Source organism: Leadbetterella sp. DM7, from assembly GCF_040829825.2.
Classification (GTDB): domain Bacteria; phylum Bacteroidota; class Bacteroidia; order Cytophagales; family Spirosomataceae; genus Leadbetterella.
In genome coordinates this window covers 113,572-134,621 of sequence record NZ_JBFOLH020000002.1, presented here as the reverse complement: position 1 = coordinate 134,621, position 21,050 = coordinate 113,572, and the positions used below count along the sequence as shown (strand labels likewise).

Sequence of the window (21,050 nt, the reverse complement as noted above, 5' to 3'; positions counted from 1 at the left end):
CTTTAAATACGGTTAACCATGAATAGGAAAGAATTTATACGGCAATCGGCCGGGGCAGGAATGCTCCTCTTTTCTGCACTGGGAAATAAGGCCTGGGCATCCGGTCCGGTTACTGAACTGATGAAGAAGCTGGTGGAAGGGAACGACCGGTTCATTGAAGATTTTCTTGCAAGAGGGGCAGAAGGCCCGAAACAGGGCGGCAGAAATTACGGCTATAACTTTGCCAAGCTTGCCGCAGCGTATTGCCACCCGGAGTCGCGGTACCACCATGACGAGCGCCTGGTGAATGCTATGAAAGAAATTTCTGTCCATTTTTTGAACGCACTGTCGCCTGACGGCACCATGACCGCGGGCAATATCGAATCCCCACCGGATACGGCCTTCATTATGGAGCCTTTGTGTTCCGGGGTGCATATTCTTAATCAAAGCCGGCAGAAATCACTCGATGCGGTAAAAGCCTCCATCAAAGTGCCTATTGAAAAAGTAGGCGGAGCGCTGGCAGTAGGAGGGGTTCACACGCCGAACCACCGATGGGAGATTTGTGCTGCCCTTGCCTGGATAAACCGCCTGTATCCGGATAAAAAATATACCAACCGGATTGATGAGTGGCTGTCAGAAGGCATTTATATGGATGAAGACGGCCATTACCCGGAAAGGAGCATGAACTATGCGGATGTGGAAAACCGCGCCTTTATCACCCTCGGCCACCTGCTCGACCGCCCGGCCCTGTATGAGCCGGTGACCAAAAGCCTTACCATGGCGTGGTATTATACAGAGCCCAATGGTGAGCTGATCACTTTTGACTCCCGGCGCCAGGATCAGTATTCCAGCAGGGAGATCATGGTACAATACCTCCATTACCGTTTTCTGGCCATTGAGAAGCAGAATACACTGTTTTCGGCTATAACCTCGTTTATTGAGACCTTGCCCGACTTCGGGAAAAATGTGGTGGACCAGTGCCTGTATAATTTTATGGCAGATCCCGTGCTGGCCCGGGAGCTTCCCCGGCCCGGAGCTCTTCCGGTAAACTTTGAAAAGTTCTTTAAAACCAGCAGCCTGGTGAGGATCCGCCGGGAGGAGACTGCGCTGACCCTTTTCGGAGGTAATGACCTTCCGCTGATCATTGCGTCGGGCCGTTCGGTAAGTCCTAACTTTTTCGGTTACAGGAAAGGTGTCGCCGCCTTAAAATATATGCGGATGTCATCGCGGTTTTTCAGCATGGGATATTTCAGGAGTGAGGGGATCTCGCAGGAGAACGGAAAATATGTGCTTTACAACAAGCTGCAGGCCCCTTATTACCAGCCGCTCAAACCCGGCGACCGGAGAAAAGACGGAGATTACGAGCTGACACCCAGCGTGGATGACCGCTTCTGGAGCAAAATGTCGTTCGATAAGCGGCCGGCCGATTTTAAAACCCTGGAAAGCAGGGTGGTGGTTTCAGAAAATAACGGTGAGGTGACCATGGATTTTGAAGTGACCGGTGCAGAAGGTGTAGCCGTCACTGTACAGCTTTGTTTTGATGAGGGGGGCGAGCTTAACGGTATCCAGGAAGGAGGAAGCGGTGCACATTTCCTGCCGGAAGGATACGGCGAATTCAGGAGAGGGAAAGACAGGATCACCTTCGGACCCGGGGTTAAAAAGCACGAATGGACCCGCGGCCTGGAAGGCGAGAAGTACAGCGTGCTGAACGGCAACCTGAACACGCCGGGTCACCACGTTTACCTGACGGGCTATACTCCGTTTAAGCATACCCTGAAAATCAGGTAGTAACTCCCGGAAATTATCCAACAAAACCCGAAACAGGATGAGAAAATGGTATATTGTACTCTTTGCTGCTCTCTGCAGCTGCAACGATAAAAATGTGCTCTCGCTTGACCTTCAGAATGAAAGCGGGATCGCTTTGAAAGAAAAGCCCGTGGTGCTGCCCAGGGAGCAGGTAGACCGGTACTGGAAAGAAGGGTTGAAACCTTTGGTGCTGGATGCCGGGAAAGATACCCTGGCAGCCCAGCTCGATGACACCGACGGTGACGGGCAGTGGGATCAGCTATTTTTCCTGGCCGATTTTCAGCCGGAAGAAAAAAAGCAGCTGACCCTGCGCTGGGTAATCAGCCTACCCGAATTCGAGAAACGCACCAGCGTGCGGTTTGGGGTAAGAGACTCCCTGAATGATGTGGTAAAGCCTAAGCTGACCGATGTGTTCTTCCCGAACGAGCTGCCCGGGGTAAACGGCTATCAGCCCTACCAGACCGACGGCCCGAGCTGGGAGAACGATAAAGTAGGTTTCCGGCATTACCTCGACGGACGGAACTCGAAAGACGTTTTTGGTAAAAAAGTAAGCTACATGTCGCCTGAAAACGTAGGTATCAATGCGGCCGGCGTGACCGAAGATAATTACCATGTGATGGAAGACTGGGGCCGCGATATTCTTTCGGTAGGTACCTCACTGGGGGTGGGCGGTGTGTCGTTCATGATCGGTGATGACCGCCTGAGAAGGCTGGGCATTATAGAGGGAGACCCGAAAGGAAATGTTGACAGCACCGTTTTTACCATCTTCTCCGAAGGACCTGTGCGTTCTGTGATTAACTTTGATTACCGGAACTGGCGGCCTTTGGATGAAAACCGGGCCTATAACGTACAGGAAACGGTAAAGATATGGCCGGGATTTTACGGGTATAAAAATACGGTAAGGATGGCTAATCCGTCAGGCGACGAAACCCTGCTAGTGGGCCTGGTGAACTCGCGGACAGACAAGCCCCTGAAAACGATCTACGAGAACGATCAGTGGATTGTGCTGGGCACGCACGATAAGCAGACCTACGAAAAAGAATGGTGGCTGGGCCTTGCCCTGGTACTGCCAAAAGAAGGATACCTCGGGTATATCAAAGCGCCTGACACGGGACGGATCGCTACGTCTTACCTGGCTAAATTTACGGCAGACAAGCCGGTTTCCTATTATGCCATGGCCTGCTGGGAGCTGCGCGATGCCGGTTTCAGGGAAGAAGCCTATTTTGAAAATTACCTGAAAAGCTTTACAGATCAGCTAAGTGCCAACATTAAAATTACCGTGAACCCATGATAAAATTGCGGAGAACACTGTTTGCCGGTATGCTCGGCGTTGTAAGCATAGGACAGCTGGCGGCCCAGGTCAATGATTCCAATACGCCCCTGCACTTGCTTCAGCCCGATTACCCCCATGCCTATGGCAAGGCAGATGTGAAATCGGTGAAAGCAGACCTCGACAGGATCCTGGCCTACCTGGATACCGTAACGCCGGTACAGGTGCTGGACAAAACGTCAGGAAAACAGCTTGATCCTGCTGCACCGGGCAACAACGCGGTCTTTGCCAAAGGCGATTACCGGTTATTCAGCTATGAATGGGGAGTGACTTACTCCGGCATGCTGGCCGTCAGTGCCGTATCGGGCGATAAAAGGTATGCCGACTATACCCGGAAACGGGTAGACTTCCTGGCGGCGCTGGCCGCATATTACCGGGATAAAACAGGTACAGAGGTACAGAAAAATTCGCCGGTGGCCAGCCTGCTGCACCCCCACGCCCTGGACGACGCGGGGGCACTATGCATGGCCATGATCAAAGCGTTGCAAGGCGGGAATGAAAAGCAGCTAAGGCCGGTGATCGGTAACTTCATTGACTTTATCATGAATAAGGAGTATCGCCTGCCCGATGGCACTTTTGCCCGGAACCGCCCCCTGAAAAATACGGTCTGGCTGGACGATATGTTCATGAGCGTGCCGGCCATAGCGTATATGGGGAAACTCACCGGTGAGCAGAAATACTTTGACGAAGCTACCCGGCAGGTGAAGCAATTCAGCAAACGAATGTTCGATACGCAGAAAAATATTTTTATGCACGGGTGGCTGGAAGAAGCCGCGGTTCAGCCCAAATACCATTGGGGCCGGGCCAACGGCTGGGCCATTATGGCCATCACCGAGCTCCTGAGCCTTCTGCCGGAAGACCACAAAGACCGGCCGGAGATCATAGAGCTGTATCGCCGGCACGTTCAGGGACTGGCTGCTTTACAGTCAGGGCAGGGATTCTGGCACCAGTTGCTCGACAGAAGTGACACCTACCTGGAAACCTCAGCTACAGCCATCTTTACCTACTCCATTACCAGGGGCATCAACGAGGGCTGGCTCGATTATGAAGCTTTCGGGCCCATGGTGCTGCTGGCCTGGGAAGCCCTCTCTACCCGCATCACGCCCGAAGGGCAAATCACGGGTACCTGCGTGGGAACGGGCATGGGCTTTGACCCGGCCTTTTATTACTACCGGCCCGTAAACCGGTTTGCGGCCCATAGCTACGGGCCCATGCTGCTGGCCGGTGCTGAAATAATGAAGCTTTTGAATAACCATAAATACGGTATCAATGAAACAGCTGTGCAGTTTATTCAGAAATAGCCTCCTGCTGACTTTTGTAAGTTGCGCAGGCCTTTCGGCCCAGCAGAAGCTTAACGAAACCCAGGTGATCGGGACGCATAACAGCTACAAGGTAGCGATTGACCGGCCGGTGATGGACACCCTGAAAACAGTAAATCCGGGCTGGGCGCAGCGGTTCGACTACAGCCATGAGCCTATTGATAAGCAACTGGCACACGGGCTGTCCAACCTGGAGCTGGATATTGCCGTAGACCGCCAGGGCGGTAAATATGCGCATCCGGCATTTTACGAGCAGTTTAAAGAAAAATACGCTTTGCCGGTGTATAATGAAGACGGGGAAATGAACAAGCCGGGCTTTAAGGTGCTGCATGTGCAGGATCTTGACTTCCGCTCGCACTGCGGAACCCTCAGCCAGTGCCTCACTATCCTGAAAAGCTGGTCAGACGCTAACCCGGCGCATCATCCCGTATTTATCACCATGAATGCCAAAGACAATGCCACTAATGGCATGCCTACGGTGCCGGATAAATTCTCCCCGGAAGACTTCCGGATGCTGGATAAGCAGATCCTCGGCGAGCTGGGCCGCGACAAGCTGCTGCTGCCCGCGGATGTGCAGGGAAATTACCCCACGCTGGAAGAAGCCGTTCTGAAGAAAGGCTGGCCTGACCTGGAAAAAGCGCGGGGACGCTTCATCTTTATTCTCGATGAAAAAGGAGAAAAACGGGCGGCTTACCTGAATAACGGCAGCCCGGTGCAGGTCTTCTTTGCAGACTCCCCCGAAGGTGACCCGCATGCCGCCATTATGATCATGAACGACCCGAAAAGGAGCTTCGACCGCATCACTGCCCTCGTGAAAAAGGGCTATATCATCCGTACCCGTGCTGATGCCGATACGTTTGAAGCCAGGAAGAATGACTTCTCCCGCTTCAAAGCCGCCTGTGAATCGGGCGCCCAGATCATTACCACTGATTATTACCAAAAAAGTAAACATTTTAAATCGGATTATTTCATACAATTTCCCGGTGGAAAATATGTTAGGAAAAACCCGGTTCTGGTTCAAAAATGATGCCTGTCAGTCCTGAAATAATGTTCCGGAAATGCTATGGCCGTTATGCCATAGCGGCTATCAATGTTTTTAATATGGAGCAGGTGCTGGGTGTTTTCCGGGCAGCTGAAAAAGCCTCTTCACCGGTGATCATACAAACCACGCCGGTAGCCCGGAACTATGCAGAACCGGCCATGCTCCTGGCCATGATCTCTGCAGCCGCAGCGCTGTATCCCCGGGTGGTATATGCCGTGCACCTGGATCACGGAAATGAAGCGCATGTTACCGCTGCGCTTGCACAGGGCGGATACACTTCGGTGATGATCGATGCCTCGCACGATCCCATTCAGGAAAACATACGCAGAACCCGCGAAGTAGTGAAAGCGGCGCACAGAGCCGGTTGTGTGGTAGAAGCTGAGCTGGGAGTGTTAAGCGGGGTGGAAGACGACCTGAGCATCGATGCCTCGCATGCACGCTACACGCAGCCCGATGAGGTAACCCGTTTTGTACAGGAAACCGGGTGCAACAGCCTGGCCATTGCCGTAGGCACCAGTCACGGGGCCTATAAATTTTCAGGAAAGCAGGGCATTCAGTTTCATATCCTGGAAGAAATTCAGCAGAAAATGCCGGGTTTCCCCCTGGTGCTGCACGGCGGTTCTGCGGTAGATCCGGCTGAGATTACCCGCATCAATGCCCACGGTGGAAATATGAAGGAGGGCAGCCGGGGTGTTTCCGATGAAGAGATCAATGAAGCTATAAAATTCGGTATCTGCAAGATCAATGTAGCCACCGATTTGCGCGTCTTGTGGGCCCGGGTTCACCGCGAATTCTTCGCCGAAAGCCCCGACCTCTTTGACCCCGTCATACCGGGAGGTACCTATATGAAAGAACTGGAAAAATTTTGCATCGACAAATTTGAAAAACTCGGCTCCGCCGGAAAAGCAGAAGAATTTAAAAAGTGACAATAATGAACTATCAAAAATGACTTTTATTAGTAGCGCAAATACATACTTTATTCTTCCTTATTCGGATTTTAGCGTCCGTTTGAGCGAAGCGAAAGAGGACTTACTAAAATCCAGGTTTTTGCTCTACTTTTTCTAAAAAAGTAGAAAAAAATAAAATACAAATGAGAGACTCACTGATCGTAAAACCCAACTTCGGCAATACGGATTACCAATATATAACTCCCGGATCGGCCGGCTGGCAGCACCTTAGCTTTGCCGCCCGCACCATGAAAAAAGGAGATGTATGGACAGCCGATACCGGCAATAATGAATACGGCATCATCCTCCTGGGAGGAAACTATTCGGTAAAATCCAACCGGGGCAGCTGGGAAACCCGGAACGGCCGGAAAGACGTGTTCTCGGGCATTGCCCATACCCTTTACCTGCCGGCAAATACCCGCTTTGAGCTGAAAGCAGAGAGCGATGTGCTGGACCTGGCCTATGGCTGGTGTGCTACCGACCGCCAGCTCGAACCCGTCTTTAAAACACCGGAAGAAGCGGAGATTGAAATACGCGGCGGCGATAACGCCACCCGCCAGATCAACAGCCTGATCCAGCCCGGCTTCCCGTGTGACCGCCTGGTGGCTGTGGAAGTATACACGCCTTCGGGCAACTGGAGCTCCTTCCCCGCGCATAAGCACGATGAACGTATCACCGATGCCGATGGAAACGTGCTGGAAGCCTGCCTGGAAGAAACCTATTTTTATAAGATCGACAAGCCGCAGGGCTATGCCATCCAGCAGGTGTATACCGCAGACAGGAGCCTCGATGTGGTCAATGTGGTGCACGATAATGAGGTGGTGCTGGTACCCAGGGGATATCACCCCGTAGTGGCCGGGCACGGCTACAATGTGTACTACCTGAATTTCCTCGCCGGATCCGACCAGTCGCTGGCCAATACACCTGACCCCGACCATTCCTGGATCTTCGGAAGCTGGAAAGGCCGGGATGAACGGATACCGATGGTGAAATAATAATAATTATGAGCAATTAGAAATTAGCTGTTAGAATTTAGAGTACCGGTTGATGATGAACAATGCGAACGTAGGGCTAACAGCTAATAGCTAAAGGCTAACAGCTAATTTAAAATATGAAATACGACATAATTGCCATGGGGCGGTCATCCATTGACCTGTACTCCCAGAACATCGGGGCTGACTTTGTAGACATCAAAGGCTTTGACGCCTTTGTGGGTGGCTCCCCGTTGAACATCATTACCGGTTGCCGGCGACTGGGCCTGAAAACCGCCCTGCTGACCGCTGTCGGCGCCGATAAAGTGGGGGATTTTATCCTGAATTTCCTGGAAAAGGAAGGTATAGATACCCGGTTTATTCCCACCATCCCGCATGCACGCAGCAGCGCGGTGATCCTGGGGATTCAGCCACCCGATACCTTTCCGCTGGTGTATTACCGGAACAATGCCGCCGACTCGCAGCTGACCATTGATCATGTAGACCAGATAGACATGTCGGCGGTCAGGCTCTTTGAGGTCTCCGGTACGGCATTGAATATGGAACCGAGCCGGAGCGCCGTTTTTCATGCCATGGAAAAAGCGCACCGGAGCGGGGTGACCACCCTGCTCGACATTGACTTCCGGGCAGACCAGTGGACCGATATGCGTTCATTCGGTATTACTATGCGGGCTCTGCTGCCTAAGGTTAAGATAGCCATCGGTACCGAAGAAGAGATCCTGGCGGCCATGCTGCAGGATTCCTCCCAGGTAAAGATCGAGCATCAGCAAATCTCCGCTCCGAAAATCACCGGCGATGTGGAACAGGCCATCCGGGACATCCTGGGCCTGGGCGTGGAGATCCTGCTGGTAAAACGGGGATCGGCCGGGGTGTCGATCTATGAGAAGGGCAAAGACCGCATCGATACACCGGGTTTCCCGGTAACGCCGCTGAATGTGCTGGGAGCCGGTGATGCCTTTGCCTCCGGGTTCATCTACGGCTACCTGAATGGCTGGGATCTGTATAAGTCCTGCCGCATGGGCAACGCCAGCGGCGCCCAGGTGGTTTTGCAGCCCGGGTGCGCCAATTTTATGCCTATGCTGGAAGAGTCACTGGCATTCATTGAAGAACACGGCGGCTTTTGAAATTCGCCGGAGAACAACCTTAAATAAAAATAAAATGAAATTAACAGTCGCCCAGGCGCTGATCCGCTTTCTGGACAACCAGTACACGGAAAGGGACGGTGCGGAACACAAGTTTTTTGCAGGCTGCTTCGGTATCTTCGGACACGGAAACGTAGGCGGTATCGGCCAGGCCCTGTTTGAATACCCGGCCTTCCGGTACTACCAGTCGCGCAACGAGCAGGCCATGGTGCATACAGCCGTAGCCTACGCCAAAATGAAGAACCGCCTCTCGGCCTTTGCCTGCACCAGCTCTATCGGTCCGGGTGCCACCAACATGGTCACCGGTGCGGCATTGGCCACCATCAACCGGATCCCCGTACTGCTGCTGCCCGGCGATATTTTTTCTACCCGTCACGTAAACCCGGTGCTGCAGCAACTCGAAGACTTCAATAATGCCGATGCTTCCGTGAATGATGCGTTTAAGCCCGTTTCACGCTTCTGGGACCGGATCAACCGTCCCGAACAGCTGATGCCTTCGCTTTTGCAGGCCATGCGCGTGCTGACCTCTCCTTCAGAAACCGGCGCGGTAACCCTCTGCATGCCCCAGGACGTGCAGGCGGAGGCCTATGATTTCCCGGATGAATTTTTCCGGAAAAGGGTATGGTTCGTTCCCCGTCCCTTACCAGATGCTCTGCTGATCAGCCGGGCTGCCGCTCAGATCAAAAACGCAAAGAAGCCGCTTATTGTGGCAGGTGGGGGCGTGATCTACAGTGAAGCCACCGGGGCGCTCCGGCAGTTTTCGGAAACCTTCGGGATCCCTGTGGCGGAGACCTTTGCCGGGAAAGGCAGCCTGCCCTATGATTTCCCGTATAACCTGGGGGCGGCAGGCGCTACCGGAACGCAGGGCGCGAATGAAATGGCAGCGGAGGCCGACCTGGTGATAGGGGTAGGCACCCGCTACAGCGACTTCACCACCGCCTCGCAAACGGCTTTTCAAAACCCCGATGTACAGTTTATCAATATCAATATCACGGATTTCGATACGCACAAGCAAAGTTCGCTGCCTCTTACCGGCGACGCCCGCGAGACTCTGAACGCCCTGGCTGTACAGCTGGAAGGGTACTGTACGGAAAAGACGTATACAGAAAGGGCACTGGCGTATAACCGCGACTGGGATGCCCGGGTGGCAGAAGCTTACCGGGTGATAAGTGAAGAGGCCATGTCGCAGGCCGAGGTCATCGGCGCAGTCAATACCTTTGCCGGTACCCGCGATGTGATGGTTTGTGCGGCCGGAAGCATGCCCGGCGACCTGCACAAGCTCTGGCGCTGCAAAGACCCTAAAAACTTCCACCTGGAATACGGCTACTCCTGCATGGGCTATGAAATAGCCGGCGGACTGGGAGTGAAAATGGCCGATCCGGACCGGGAAGTGTACGTGATGGTGGGCGACGGCAGCTACCTGATGATGTCGTCAGAGATCGTAACCTCGGTGCAGGAAGGCTATAAGCTGATCATCGTGCTGATCAATAACCACGGCTACGCCAGCATCGGCGGACTGTCCAAATCACTGGGCAGCGAGGGCTTCGGTACGCAATACCGGTACAGAACGGCAGAAACCGGCGGGCTTGACGGCTCTGAATTACCGGTAGACCTGGCGGCCAATGCCCAAAGCCTGGGAGCAACGGTTTTACGGGCGCACAACGAAGCCACTTTCCGGGATGCCCTGAAAAAGGCAAAGCAGGCTACCGGTACCACGGTGGTCTACATCGAAACCCCGCCCGAACGGAAGATGGCCGGCTATGGCCATGCCTGGTGGGAAGTGCCCGTATCGCAGGTTTCGGAATCGGCGGGTATCCGGGAGGCCCGTGAGCGCCAGGTAGCCCACAAAAAACATCAGCGACTTCATCTTTAACCCTGTACCGAATTTATGACTTCATCGTATGCCTTAACCGTATTTACATTTGTGGGTTTTACCCTCTTTACCGGTGCTTATGCCTTTGTCAAGACCCGGAAGGAAAAGCTGCACACCCAGGAGGGATACTTCCTGGGCGGGCGCAGCCTGACCGGCCTGGTGATTGCCGCCTCCATGATCATGACCAATATTTCTACCGAACACCTGGTCGGCATGAACGGCTCTGCCTATAAAAACGGCTTTATTATTGTAGCCTGGGAGGTCACCTCTGCCCTGGCGCTGATCGTGGCGGCGGTGTATTTTGTGCCCCGCTACCTGAGAATGGGGCTGACCACCATCCCGGAGTACCTGGAAAAGCGGTATGACACCACCACCCGTTCCATGATCTCGCTCTTCCTGCTGGTGTCTTTTGCCGTTACCCTCCTGCCCATTGTGCTCTACACTGGGGCCATTAATATTGAGAGCATCTTTAATGTTTCAGAAGTGCTGAACGTCAGCAGGTCTGCCGGCCTCTGGATGACCATTGTGGTGGTCGGTGTGATCGGGTCTTTATATGCCATTTTCGGTGGTTTGAAGGCTGTGGCTTTTTCCGATGTGATCTACGGTTACGGGCTTTTGTTCGGCGGCCTGATGATCCCGGTGCTGGCGCTCTGGCATATCGGTGACGGCAATATGGTTTCCGGGCTGGCCAAAGTTTTTGAGAACAGCCCCGAAAAATTCAATGTCATCGGCAGCGAAGACTCGGTGATGCCGTTCAGTACGCTTTTTACAGGGCTGATCATTAACCAGCTCTATTTCTGGTGTATGAACCAGACCATCGTGCAGCGGGTGCTGGGGGCCAAAAACCTGGCAGAAGCCCAGAAAGGGCTGCTCTTTACCGGCCTGGCCAAGATCCTGGTGCCGTTTATCATTGTGCTGCCCGGGGTAATTGCCTACTATTATTTCGGCGAAAAGTATTATGACAGCCAGGACAGCGTTTACCCTGAGCTGGTCAAAAAGGTACTGCCGATAGGATTCTTAGGCCTGTTGGCTGCGGTGATCATGGGAGCCGTGCTCAGTACATTCAATGCGGTGCTGAACAGCGCTTCCACCATTTTCAGCATCGATGTATACAAACGGATGATCGACAAGAAGGCCAGCGACAGGAAGCTGGTATTTATGGGCCGGATGACCGCCACCCTTCTGGCAGTAACGTCTATCCTGGCTGCCCCGTTTGTGGCCAATGCACCGGAGGGTCTGTTCCAGCTTCTGCAGGAGCTGAACGGCATATTCTTCATACCCATTGCCTCAATCATCCTGGCCGGTTTCTTCTTTAAGAGCGTATCGGCCACCGGGGCAAAAGTGAGCCTGCTTACCGGCTTTCTCTTTTATGTGATCTGCATTTATGTGCTGAAAGTGAATATCCATTTTATTCACCTCTGGGGCATAGAATTCCTGCTCAACCTGGCGGTGATGTTTGGGGTTTCGAGGTTCTGGCCTCAAAAAGAAAACGCCCTGCAATCTACCCGCGCAGTGGTGGACATGCACGGGTGGAAATACACCCGGCCCTTTGCCATTATGCTGGTCATTATCACACTGGGCATTTATATTTTTTTAGGAAACGTTTAAACTCAATTGTTTTATATGGAAATATTAAAGAATTATATCAACGGAGAATGGAAAGACAGCAGGGAAACGGCCTGCCGGGATGTAGTCAACCCGGCCACCCAGGAAGTGCTGGCCCGTGTACCGGCAGGTGGAAAGACGCCCTTAGATGTAGATGATGCGGTTTCAGCCGCTAAGAAAGCTTTTGCCGGATGGGCTCAGGTGCCGGTGATGCAACGGGTACAGCCTTTGTATAAGCTGAAGCAATTGCTGGAAGAACACCTGGAAGACCTGGCCGACACCATTACCCGCGAATGCGGGAAAACCAGGGCCGAGTCGTTGGGCGAGCTGCAGCGGGCCATTGAAAACGTGGAAGCCGCCTGCGCTGCCCCTTTGCTGATGCAAAGTGAATTTTCAGAAAATATATCGAGGGGCGTGGACGAATTCATGATCCGGCAGCCGCTGGGCGTGTGCGCCTGTATTTCACCCTTCAATTTTCCAGGTATGATCCCTTTCTGGTTTCTGCCTTACGCCATAGCCTGTGGCAACACCTTTGTGCTCAAGCCTTCTGAAAAAGTGCCGCTGACCATGCAGAAAGTGTATGGCCTGATAGGGCAGATCGGCTTGCCGGAGGGCGTGGTGAGCCTGGTGCACGGAGGGAAGGAAACAGTAGACGCCCTGCTGGATCACCCGGACGTGAAAGCCGTCAGCTTTGTGGGCTCAACACATATTGCGAAATACGTATATGCCCGCGGAGCAGCTAACGGCAAGCGGGTTCAGGCCCAGGGCGGGGCTAAAAACCCGGTGGTGGTTTTACCCGATGCCGACCTGGAAGTATCGGCCAGGGTCATTGCCGACAGCGTGTACGGTTGTGCCGGACAGCGTTGCCTGGCGGCTTCTACGGTGATTTCCGTAGGCGATCAGAAAGGAGCCATCAAAGAAGCCCTCTATGAAACCGCCCGCAAAAGAAGCACCGGCTACGGGCTGCTGAGCGAAGTGGAAATGGGACCGGTCATTACGCGGGAGAGCCGGTCGAGAGTCGAAGAATTAATTGAAAAGGGCGTTTCGGAGGGAGCAAATGTGCTGCTCGATGGCCGCAACCCCAGGATAGACGGGTATGAGAACGGGAACTTCATCCGGCCCACCATCCTCGAGAATGTGCCTTTAAGCGGGGAGATCATTCGCACGGAGATCTTCGGCCCGGTGATGACGCTCTTGTCGATGAAGACCGTTGACGAGGCCCTGCAGTTTATCAACGGTAACCGTTACGGAAACATGGCCTGCATTTTTACAACCAGCGGAGCCAATGCCCGCAAGTTCCGTTCTGAAGCCAATGCGGGGAACATCGGCGTAAATATCGGGGTAGCGGCCCCTATGGCCCAGTTCCCCTTCAGCGGCTGGAACGAGAGCTTCTTCGGTGACCTGCACGGGCAGGGCCGGCATGCCATTGAATTTTTTACACAGACCAAAATAGTGATTGAACGCTGGCCGAAAGAATGGGCCAGGAAATTTTAAACAAACGAGAAATTCCCGGTTTCGGGCTACGCGTCAACTGAGTTCTCGACTACGCTCGAACTGACAGGGAGCAGCCGCCATTGTCAGTTCGAGCGTAGTCGAGAACCCGGAGCGTCAGAAGCCAGGTACTTTACTTATCAGTTCAGGCACAGGTGAATGAGAGAGCATGAAACTTGTCAGTAGAGTGCGAAACGTGTCAGTTCGAGCACAGTCGAGAACTCAGTGAGAGCGCAGTCGGGAACCCGGCGAGTCAGCAATACAAGATACTTTGAAAACTTTAGGTAGGAGATCAAATAAGAACCAATGAAAAATATAAAAATCGCAAATGCCCCCTGCTCCTGGGGGGCGCTGGAATTTGACCTGGAAGCGGAAGCGCCCGGCTACAAACAGGTGATCCGCGAAATAGCCGAAACCGGTTATGCGGGCACTGAGCTGGGCGACTGGGGATTTATGCCGACCGATCCGTCCCGGTTGAAGGAAGAGCTGGGCCATGAAGGACTGGATCTCCTTGGCGCTTTTGTACCGGTTGACTTCAGCGACGCCGGCAGCCACGCCGCCGGTGTGGAAAATGCGTTACGGGTAGCCGGCCTGATGCACGGAGCGGGGTTTCCCGATGCATTTATTGTCCTGGCGGATAATAACGGCTCGGTACCGGAACGAACCCGGAATGCCGGACGGATACGGCCGGAGCAGGGCCTGGGAGACGCCCAATGGAAAATCTTCGCCTCCGGAGCGGAGAAAGTGGCCCGGGCCGTAAAAGAGCAGTACGGTATGCCGTCGGTTTTTCACCACCACTGTGCCGGTTATGTGGAAACCCCTGGCGAGCTGGAAATGCTGATGCAGCTGACCGATCCTGAGTTGCTGGGGCTGTGCTTTGACACCGGCCATTATGCCTACGGAGGGGGCGATCCGCTGGAAGGCCTGAAACGGTGGCGGCACCGCATCCGGCACGTTCATTTTAAGGACTACAGCGCCCGGGTGGGTGCTGCAGCACAGGAAAATGGCTGGGATTATTTTGAAGCCGTGAAAAACGGTGTATTTTGTGAGCTGGGTAAAGGAGAAGTGGATTTTCCTGCGGTGATGAGATTCCTGGAAGAAACGGCGTATAACGGGTGGATCGTGGTAGAGCAGGATGTGCTGCCCGGTATGGGCAGCCCTAAAATTTGTGCACTGAACAATCGTAAATATTTAACTGGACTATGAAAACACTTAAACTGGGCCTGATTGGTTTCGGCCGAATCGGGAAGATCCACTTTTATAATATTCAGCAGAGAATCCGGGAGGCGGAGATTTTGATGGTCTCTGATCCTGCAGCTGACCTGTCGGAAACCGGGGTAGCCACCGGCACGCCTGACGATATCCTGGAACATCCGGAAATTGAGGCGGTGATTGTATGCTCCCCCACCGATACGCACGCTGATTTTGTAGAAAAATGTGCGGCCAAAGGCAAGCATATCTTCTGTGAAAAGCCTCTTGATCTTTCGCTGGAGCGCATCTCCCGCACCCTGAAGCTGGTAGGGCAGAGCGGCGTAAAGCTTATGCTGGGCTTTAACCGGAGGTTTGATGCCAATTTCCTGAAAATTAAAAACCTGGTCACCAGCGGAAGCGTGGGCAATCCGCACCTGATAAAGATCACCAGCCGTGATCCCGGTCCGCCACCGCTGAGCTACCTGAAAGAATCGGGCGGTATGTTTCTTGACATGACCATCCATGACTTTGATATGGCCCGGTATATTATGGGCAAGGAAGTAAAGCAGGTATATGCCTCGGCTGCCGTTTTCTGGGGCGAGGATATCCGCGCAGCCGGTGATATCGATACGGCCGTGATCACCCTGAAGTTTGAAGACGGCTCCATGGCGGTGATCGATAACAGCCGGAAGGCGGTTTACGGTTATGATCAGCGGCTGGAAGTGTTCGGCTCCAAAGGCATGGTGAATGTAGATAACAACAAGCCGGACAACCATTTCTTCTACAACGAGAACGGGGTGCATTCTGCCTTACCGCTGCATTTTTTCCTGGAAAGGTATACGGAATCGTACCTGTATGAGATGCGCGAGTTTATTAAGGCATTGGCGACCGGTCATGACATATCGGTAGGCGGGAGCGATGCCCTGCAGGCTACCCTGATCGCCCTGGCTGCCAAAAAATCGGTTTTGGAAAACCGGCCGGTCGATATCGACGAGGTCAGACCCTGATGAAACCCGGCCGCAAAGCTGTACCGGTTTTTTACGGGAGAAATAAATTTAGAGAGCCGTTGACCCGAGGTTGACGGCTCTTCTTTTATATTTGCTGAGAGGAAATATAAAAAGTCAGACTCCGCGGCTCTTCCTTCGGAAAAAATATTTACGACAAATTTGTCCGAAATAAAAATACCGCTTATCTTTACCCCACGAAATACAGAAATATGTTTTCAAAAGCCTGTGAATACGGTATCAGGGCTATCATTTACATCGCTACGGAATCGCTTGAAAACAGGCGGGTGAAGATCGGTGATGTGGCTGAGAACACCGGCTCTCCCGAAGCATTTACGGCCAAAGTGCTGGGCTTGCTGACCAGGCACCGTATTGTCCATTCATTGAAAGGGCCTTACGGTGGTTTTGAGATCGGTGTGGCCCGCATGAAGGAGGTACGGTTGAGCGATATTGTTTTTGCAATAGACGGTGATTCTATTTACAGGGGATGTGCGCTGGGGTTAAGCGAATGCAATGCGGCTGAGCCCTGCCCCATGCACGAGAAATTCGTAAAGGTCAGAAGTGAGCTGAAAAAAATGCTGGAAAATACTACCGTGCATGACCTTGCTACCAAATTACAGGCAGGAGAGTCAATTTTAATACGATGAAAAAAAAATTTGCCCTTATTTACGACAAAATTATCCGAAATAGAATGCTTCTTGTATGCTGGATGCTGCTATGCTCCGGGGCATCTTTCGGTCAGACCGGTACCGGGAACTGGATACTGAACCCGGGTGTGGTGGGTACCATCATCCTGATCGTCATTGTTTTGCTGGTGCTGGTTCTGATTGTTTATTTCCGGGTTTCCGAATTTATCAGCCGGACGTGGTCCGATGAAAATACGGAGAAGAAACGGAAGCTTTCGGAAAGCCTGATCGACCTGGACAGCGCGGAGATCGATACCATCCTCGAAAAACGAAAAGCAGCGCTGGCCTATCGTTTATCAGGGGATGAACTGGGTAGCAGCGTAACGGCAGAAGATAAAAGAGGGGTGATTGCCGGGGTAACCCATGAGCCCCGAAACCCGCTGGTAGACGAGAAAAAACGGACAAAGCTGGATCTTGAAACACCAGACGAGCTCAAGAAGCTGGTGGTCTGGTACCTGGGTGCTGCCGTATTCTGGCTGGTGCTGGGCACCGCAGTAGGCCAATACGTGGGAATGAAATTTGTTTGGCCGGAGATGGATACCGTACCGTGGCTTTCCTTCGGACGCCTGAGGCCGGTGCATACCAACACCGTGTTCTGGGGCTGGGCTTCCATGGCCATGATCGGCCTGGGCTATTTTGTGGTGGCGCGCACGTCGAATACCATCATCCACAGTTACAAATGGGCCTGGATAGGCTGGGGGCTTATCAACCTTTCTGTGCTGAGCGGAAATATTTGCCTGATGGCGGGCATTAATAACGGCGGTGGGGAATACCGCGAATACATCTGGCCGGTGCTCCTGCTTTTTGCGTCGGCACTCATTATCACCTTCCGGAATTTCTACAAAACCATAGCCCACAGAAAGGTAAGTGAAATTTATGTATCAAACTGGTATTTGCTGGGCGGGCTGCTCTGGACCATCACCCTGGTTACTATTGGTTACCTGCCGGTATTTCAGGACGGGCTGGGCGAAACCGTGATCCAGGGGTACTACATGCACCAGGGAGTGGGCATGTGGTTTATGACCTTCACCCTGGGGCTGGTCTACTATTACCTGCCCTCCTCCTTAAATAAACCCATCTACTCGTATTCGCTGGGGGTGCTGGCCTTCTGGACACAGATGCTGTTCTATACGCTGATCGGTACGCACCATTTTGTGTTCAGTCCTTTGCCCTGGTGGCTGCAAACCGTGGCCATTGTGTTCAGTGTGGGTATGTTTATACCGGTAGTGGCGGGTACCACTAACTTCCTGATGACCATGCGGGGCAGCTGGAGCGATATTTCCAAAAGCTACGTGCTGCCTTTCTTCCTGGTAGGAGTCATCTTTTACTTCACGGGCTCATCACAGGGAAGCCTGCAAGCCTTCCGCTTTACCAATTTTGTATGGCACTTTACCGATTTTAACGTAGCCCATTCCCACATGACCATGTACGGTATCATCACCTTTATCCTGTGGGCGTGTGTCTATGCGGTTCTCCCGAAGCTCACCGGGCGTGAACCCCGGCAGTTTTTTGTGGGAACACACTTCTGGATGGCGTTTATCGGCTTGTTTGCCTACATGATCTCCCTGATGGCCGGCGGTACCCTCCGCGGACTGAGCTGGATAGAGGGTAAACCTTTCATTGAATCGGTGGTGCTGATGCAGCCCTACTGGGTATGGAGGGCCATTGGCGGCTCGCTCATGTTCCTGTCTCACCTGATGTTCGCTTATAACTTCCTGGTAATGGTAAAGCGGCCGCTAAACCATGATTAATTGATAAAAGCATGATTAACTTTCATAAAGACCATAAAAGCTTAGTGAACACCTCCCTGTCGGTATTTGCCGGACTGAGCATCCTGATAGCGGTAGTTCCGGCGTATCAGATGCAGAAAACGCAGCCTTTGCCGTCTATGCAGCCCATGACAGAGGCACAGGTAAAAGGACTTGACAGATACATTTCCGAAGGCTGTGTGGCCTGCCATACCCAGCAGGTGAGAAATATAGAAATGGACAAGGTATGGGGAGGCCGGCCCTCTGTTCCCTCCGATTATTACTACAGCAAAAAACGGATGGACGTATGGCGGCAGTCTCCTTCTATCCTGGGCAGCGAGCGCACAGGCCCGGACCTGACCAATGTAGGCAAACGCCAGGCCGGGCGCGAGTGGCATCTGCTGCACCTCTATAACCCCCGGAGTGTGGTCAAAGAATCGGTGATGCCGGGCTATCCCTGGCTGTTTACGGAGAAAAGTGAAAAAGAGGTGACCGACAAAGATGTGGTAGTGCCTGTTCCGGCTAAGTTTCTGAGAAACAGTACCCGGAAAATCGTGGCCTCGAAAGAAGTGCTTGACCTGGTAGAATACCTGGTGTCGCTGAAGCAGCCGGATATGGAAGCGGTATATGATTTTATACCGGCCCTGAAAAAAGACAAGCCGGCAGCAGCCGGGGGCACCCCGGCAGGGTTGCCTGACGGCTCCGTATTGTATTCCAATACCTGTGCAGCCTGCCACCAGGCCGACGGAAAAGGATTGCCGGGGGCATTTCCGCCCCTTGCCGGAAGCCCCATCGTCAATGATGCCAGCCCGGAAACGCTTATCCGGATCATCCTGCAGGGATATGATGCCCGTGCCGAATACGGGGTGATGGCTCCTTTTGCCGATATGCTGAGCGATGAAGAAATAGCGGCCATTGCCACGCACGAGCGCAGCAGCTGGGGCAACAAGGCACCGGCCGTTACACCTGAAGAAGTAAAAAAAGTAAGAGAATATATTCAGACATTAAATCAGTAACACGTATGGAAAACAAAGAGATATGGCTTGAATCATTGATCACCGCGACTCCGCAGGAGGGCAGGGAACTGGCCGTAAAAATGGCCCGGAAATCGGTAGCAGCCATTCAAACTGACCCCGAAGTCCGGAAAAAGCTGAGAAACGATTATGCGGCCGACACCGCACAGCTGATTGCTTCAGCCCAGGTCATAGCCCTTGAATTCCAGACGGTAGCCCGGGCCAATAATTACTGGAAGTAACAGGGATAAGCCTGTTAAACGGTGTACCGCCCGGCCAGGCACCGCGTCTGCCTTTGGGAAATAAAAGCTTAAAAATAATTTTTACGCGCATGAAAAAGATAATAAAAATGATGGTCCTGCTTTTAGCGTGTCTGCCTGTGTCAGGATACGCATGCGAAGTATGCAAGTCAAGGCAGCCGGCAGCGTTGAGCGGCATCACCCACGGCTCCGGTCCGCAGGGAAATGCAGACTATATGATCATCTGGGGGGCAGTGGTCATTGTGGGTATTACCCTGTTTTTAAGCATCAAATACCTGGTAAAGCCGCAGGAGTCGGCCCCTGATCATATTAAAAATATAATAATCGGGTAACTATGGAAGACAACAGGGTTGTAAAAGTATTTCTGGATGACGATCCGGTACCGTTTGCCGAATTTGCCCCGCCGGTGAAATTCGTATTGGATACCACCCGGATTCCTGACGGAAAGCACCGGCTGAAGATTGTTGCAAAATCTACAGACAATGTAGAGGGCGTCCGGACCATTCCTTTTGAAGTGAGGAACGGCCCTGCCATTGCAGTGGTCGGGCTGGAAGAGAATGAGGTGGTCAATGATCATGTGCCGCTCACCATCAATGCATACGGCAGTGAGCGCCGCGATATATTCGTGGTGACCGGCTCGGAAACACCCAAGGCTGTACCTTCGTGGGTATGGGCGCTTCTTATTGCTTTTGCAGGCTTTGCCTTGTTTTACCTCATCATGTACCTGAGTCCCGGTCTTTATAAATCGTTTGTTTGAGCGGGAATTCGTATACATGACCCATTTTACAGTAGCACTTAAAACAAATCGTATGAATATTACACATGAAACTATCGTAGGAGAGCTGGTAGCCGATGACTACCGTACCGCATCTGTCTTCAAACGGCACGGGGTAGATTTTTGCTGCAACGGCAATAAAACCATAGCGGATGCCTGTTCGCAAAAGGCCATAGAAAGCGACGGGCTGATCCGGGAACTGGAAGAGGCTGTCCGCAAAGCAGACGGAAGCGTTACCGATTACAAATCGTGGCCCCTTGACCTGCTGGCCGATTACATCGAGAAAAAGCATCACCGTTATGTAGACGCCCGTTTACTGGAAATAACGCCGTTCCTAGAAAAAATAGTGCGCGTGCACGGCGACCGGCACCCTGAGCTGGCAGAAGTGGAAGAGCTCTTTAAAGCCTCGGCCGGTGAGCTTACCGTGCACATGAAGAAGGAAGAGTTTATGCTTTTCCCTTATATCCGGAAAATGGTAAAAGCAAAAAGTGAAGGTACACCTGTGCAGGCTCCTTTCGGAACGGTACAGAATCCTATCCAGGCCATGATGGATGACCATGACGGAGAAGGAGAGCGTTTCCGGAGAATAGCAGAGCTGACCCGGGATTATACCCCTCCGGCAGATGCCTGCAGTACCTACCGGGTGACTTTATCGATGCTCAAAGAGTTTGAAGATGACCTGCATCTGCACATTCACCTGGAAAACAATATCCTGTTTCCCGGCGCTGTGCACCTGGAAGAATCTATGGCTGCGGTGGAATAAAAGCGGCCGTTTTAGCGTTTTAAAGAGAAGAAAATCGGATTTATCCGGACAGAAAGCTGGTATAGTTTAAATAATAAGATTAAA

19 protein-coding genes are annotated in these 21,050 nt (G+C 52.7%); all 19 read left to right on the top strand.

The window, feature by feature from the left end; genetic code table 11:
- Nucleotides 1-18: 18 nt before the first annotated feature.
- The 19 genes from AB2U10_RS02455 to ric all read left to right on the top strand — a co-directional run bounded on the left by AB2U10_RS02455 (nt 19) and on the right by ric (nt 20,966).
- A complete protein-coding gene (locus AB2U10_RS02455) occupies nt 19-1,767 on the top strand; it encodes a hypothetical protein (protein WP_367915540.1) in 1,749 nt (582 codons plus the stop codon).
- A 37-nt stretch (nt 1,768-1,804) separates the two neighbouring features.
- Nucleotides 1,805-3,076, top strand: coding sequence for a DUF4861 domain-containing protein (locus AB2U10_RS02450; protein ID WP_367915541.1), 1,272 nt, complete (start codon nt 1,805-1,807; stop codon nt 3,074-3,076).
- Nucleotides 3,073-4,416 (top strand): glycoside hydrolase family 88/105 protein, encoded by a 1,344-nt coding sequence (locus tag AB2U10_RS02445; RefSeq protein ID WP_367915542.1) that lies wholly within the window; start codon nt 3,073-3,075, stop codon nt 4,414-4,416. The genes AB2U10_RS02450 and AB2U10_RS02445 overlap by 4 nt, the downstream gene beginning before the upstream one ends.
- Entirely contained in the window at nt 4,385-5,461 is a 1,077-nt protein-coding gene (locus AB2U10_RS02440) for a phosphatidylinositol-specific phospholipase C1-like protein (RefSeq protein WP_367915543.1), read from the top strand. The genes AB2U10_RS02445 and AB2U10_RS02440 overlap by 32 nt, the downstream gene beginning before the upstream one ends.
- The gene (locus AB2U10_RS02435; RefSeq protein WP_367915544.1) at nt 5,458-6,402 is read left to right on the top strand and encodes a class II fructose-bisphosphate aldolase; all 945 of its coding nucleotides are present in this window, start codon (nt 5,458-5,460) and stop codon (nt 6,400-6,402) included. The genes AB2U10_RS02440 and AB2U10_RS02435 overlap by 4 nt, the downstream gene beginning before the upstream one ends.
- A 164-nt stretch (nt 6,403-6,566) precedes the next feature.
- A complete protein-coding gene (gene iolB, locus AB2U10_RS02430) occupies nt 6,567-7,418 on the top strand; it encodes a 5-deoxy-glucuronate isomerase (RefSeq protein ID WP_367915545.1) in 852 nt (283 codons plus the stop codon).
- A 116-nt stretch (nt 7,419-7,534) separates the two neighbouring features.
- Nucleotides 7,535-8,539 carry a 5-dehydro-2-deoxygluconokinase gene (iolC, locus tag AB2U10_RS02425; RefSeq protein ID WP_367915546.1) on the top strand — a complete coding sequence of 335 codons (1,005 nt, stop codon included), beginning with the start codon at nt 7,535-7,537 and terminating at the stop codon, nt 8,537-8,539.
- Between the two features lie 34 nt (nt 8,540-8,573).
- A complete protein-coding gene (iolD, locus tag AB2U10_RS02420) occupies nt 8,574-10,430 on the top strand; it encodes a 3D-(3,5/4)-trihydroxycyclohexane-1,2-dione acylhydrolase (decyclizing) (RefSeq protein WP_367915547.1) in 1,857 nt (618 codons plus the stop codon).
- 15 nt (nt 10,431-10,445) lie between these two features.
- Nucleotides 10,446-12,038, top strand: coding sequence for a solute:sodium symporter family transporter (locus tag AB2U10_RS02415; RefSeq protein WP_367915548.1), 1,593 nt, complete (start codon nt 10,446-10,448; stop codon nt 12,036-12,038).
- Nucleotides 12,039-12,053: 15 nt separating this feature from the next.
- A complete protein-coding gene (locus AB2U10_RS02410; protein WP_367915549.1) occupies nt 12,054-13,529 on the top strand; it encodes a CoA-acylating methylmalonate-semialdehyde dehydrogenase in 1,476 nt (491 codons plus the stop codon).
- Between the two features lie 303 nt (nt 13,530-13,832).
- A complete protein-coding gene (locus tag AB2U10_RS02405) occupies nt 13,833-14,732 on the top strand; it encodes a TIM barrel protein (protein ID WP_367915550.1) in 900 nt (299 codons plus the stop codon).
- Entirely contained in the window at nt 14,729-15,724 is a 996-nt protein-coding gene (gene iolG / locus AB2U10_RS02400) for an inositol 2-dehydrogenase (RefSeq protein WP_367915551.1), read from the top strand. The genes AB2U10_RS02405 and iolG overlap by 4 nt, the downstream gene beginning before the upstream one ends.
- A 209-nt stretch (nt 15,725-15,933) precedes the next feature.
- Nucleotides 15,934-16,368: an RrF2 family transcriptional regulator gene (locus tag AB2U10_RS02395; RefSeq protein WP_367915552.1), complete on the top strand. Its 435-nt coding sequence runs from the start codon at nt 15,934-15,936 to the stop codon at nt 16,366-16,368.
- Between the two features lie 44 nt (nt 16,369-16,412).
- Nucleotides 16,413-18,158 (top strand): cbb3-type cytochrome c oxidase subunit I, encoded by a 1,746-nt coding sequence (locus AB2U10_RS02390; protein ID WP_367915553.1) that lies wholly within the window; start codon nt 16,413-16,415, stop codon nt 18,156-18,158.
- A gap of 11 nt (nt 18,159-18,169) precedes the next feature.
- Nucleotides 18,170-19,171 (top strand): cbb3-type cytochrome c oxidase subunit II, encoded by a 1,002-nt coding sequence (locus tag AB2U10_RS02385; protein ID WP_367915554.1) that lies wholly within the window; start codon nt 18,170-18,172, stop codon nt 19,169-19,171.
- Between the two features lie 5 nt (nt 19,172-19,176).
- On the top strand, nt 19,177-19,410 hold the full coding sequence (locus AB2U10_RS02380; protein ID WP_367915555.1) for a hexameric tyrosine-coordinated heme protein: 234 nt from the start codon (nt 19,177-19,179) through the stop codon (nt 19,408-19,410).
- Between the two features lie 89 nt (nt 19,411-19,499).
- A complete protein-coding gene (locus AB2U10_RS02375; RefSeq protein ID WP_367915556.1) occupies nt 19,500-19,760 on the top strand; it encodes a hypothetical protein in 261 nt (86 codons plus the stop codon).
- A 2-nt stretch (nt 19,761-19,762) separates the two neighbouring features.
- Nucleotides 19,763-20,185, top strand: coding sequence for a cytochrome C (locus tag AB2U10_RS02370; RefSeq protein WP_367915557.1), 423 nt, complete (start codon nt 19,763-19,765; stop codon nt 20,183-20,185).
- 52 nt (nt 20,186-20,237) lie between these two features.
- Nucleotides 20,238-20,966, top strand: a complete 729-nt coding sequence (ric, locus tag AB2U10_RS02365) for an iron-sulfur cluster repair di-iron protein (protein WP_367915558.1) — start codon at nt 20,238-20,240, stop codon at nt 20,964-20,966.
- Nucleotides 20,967-21,050 lie beyond the last annotated feature (84 nt).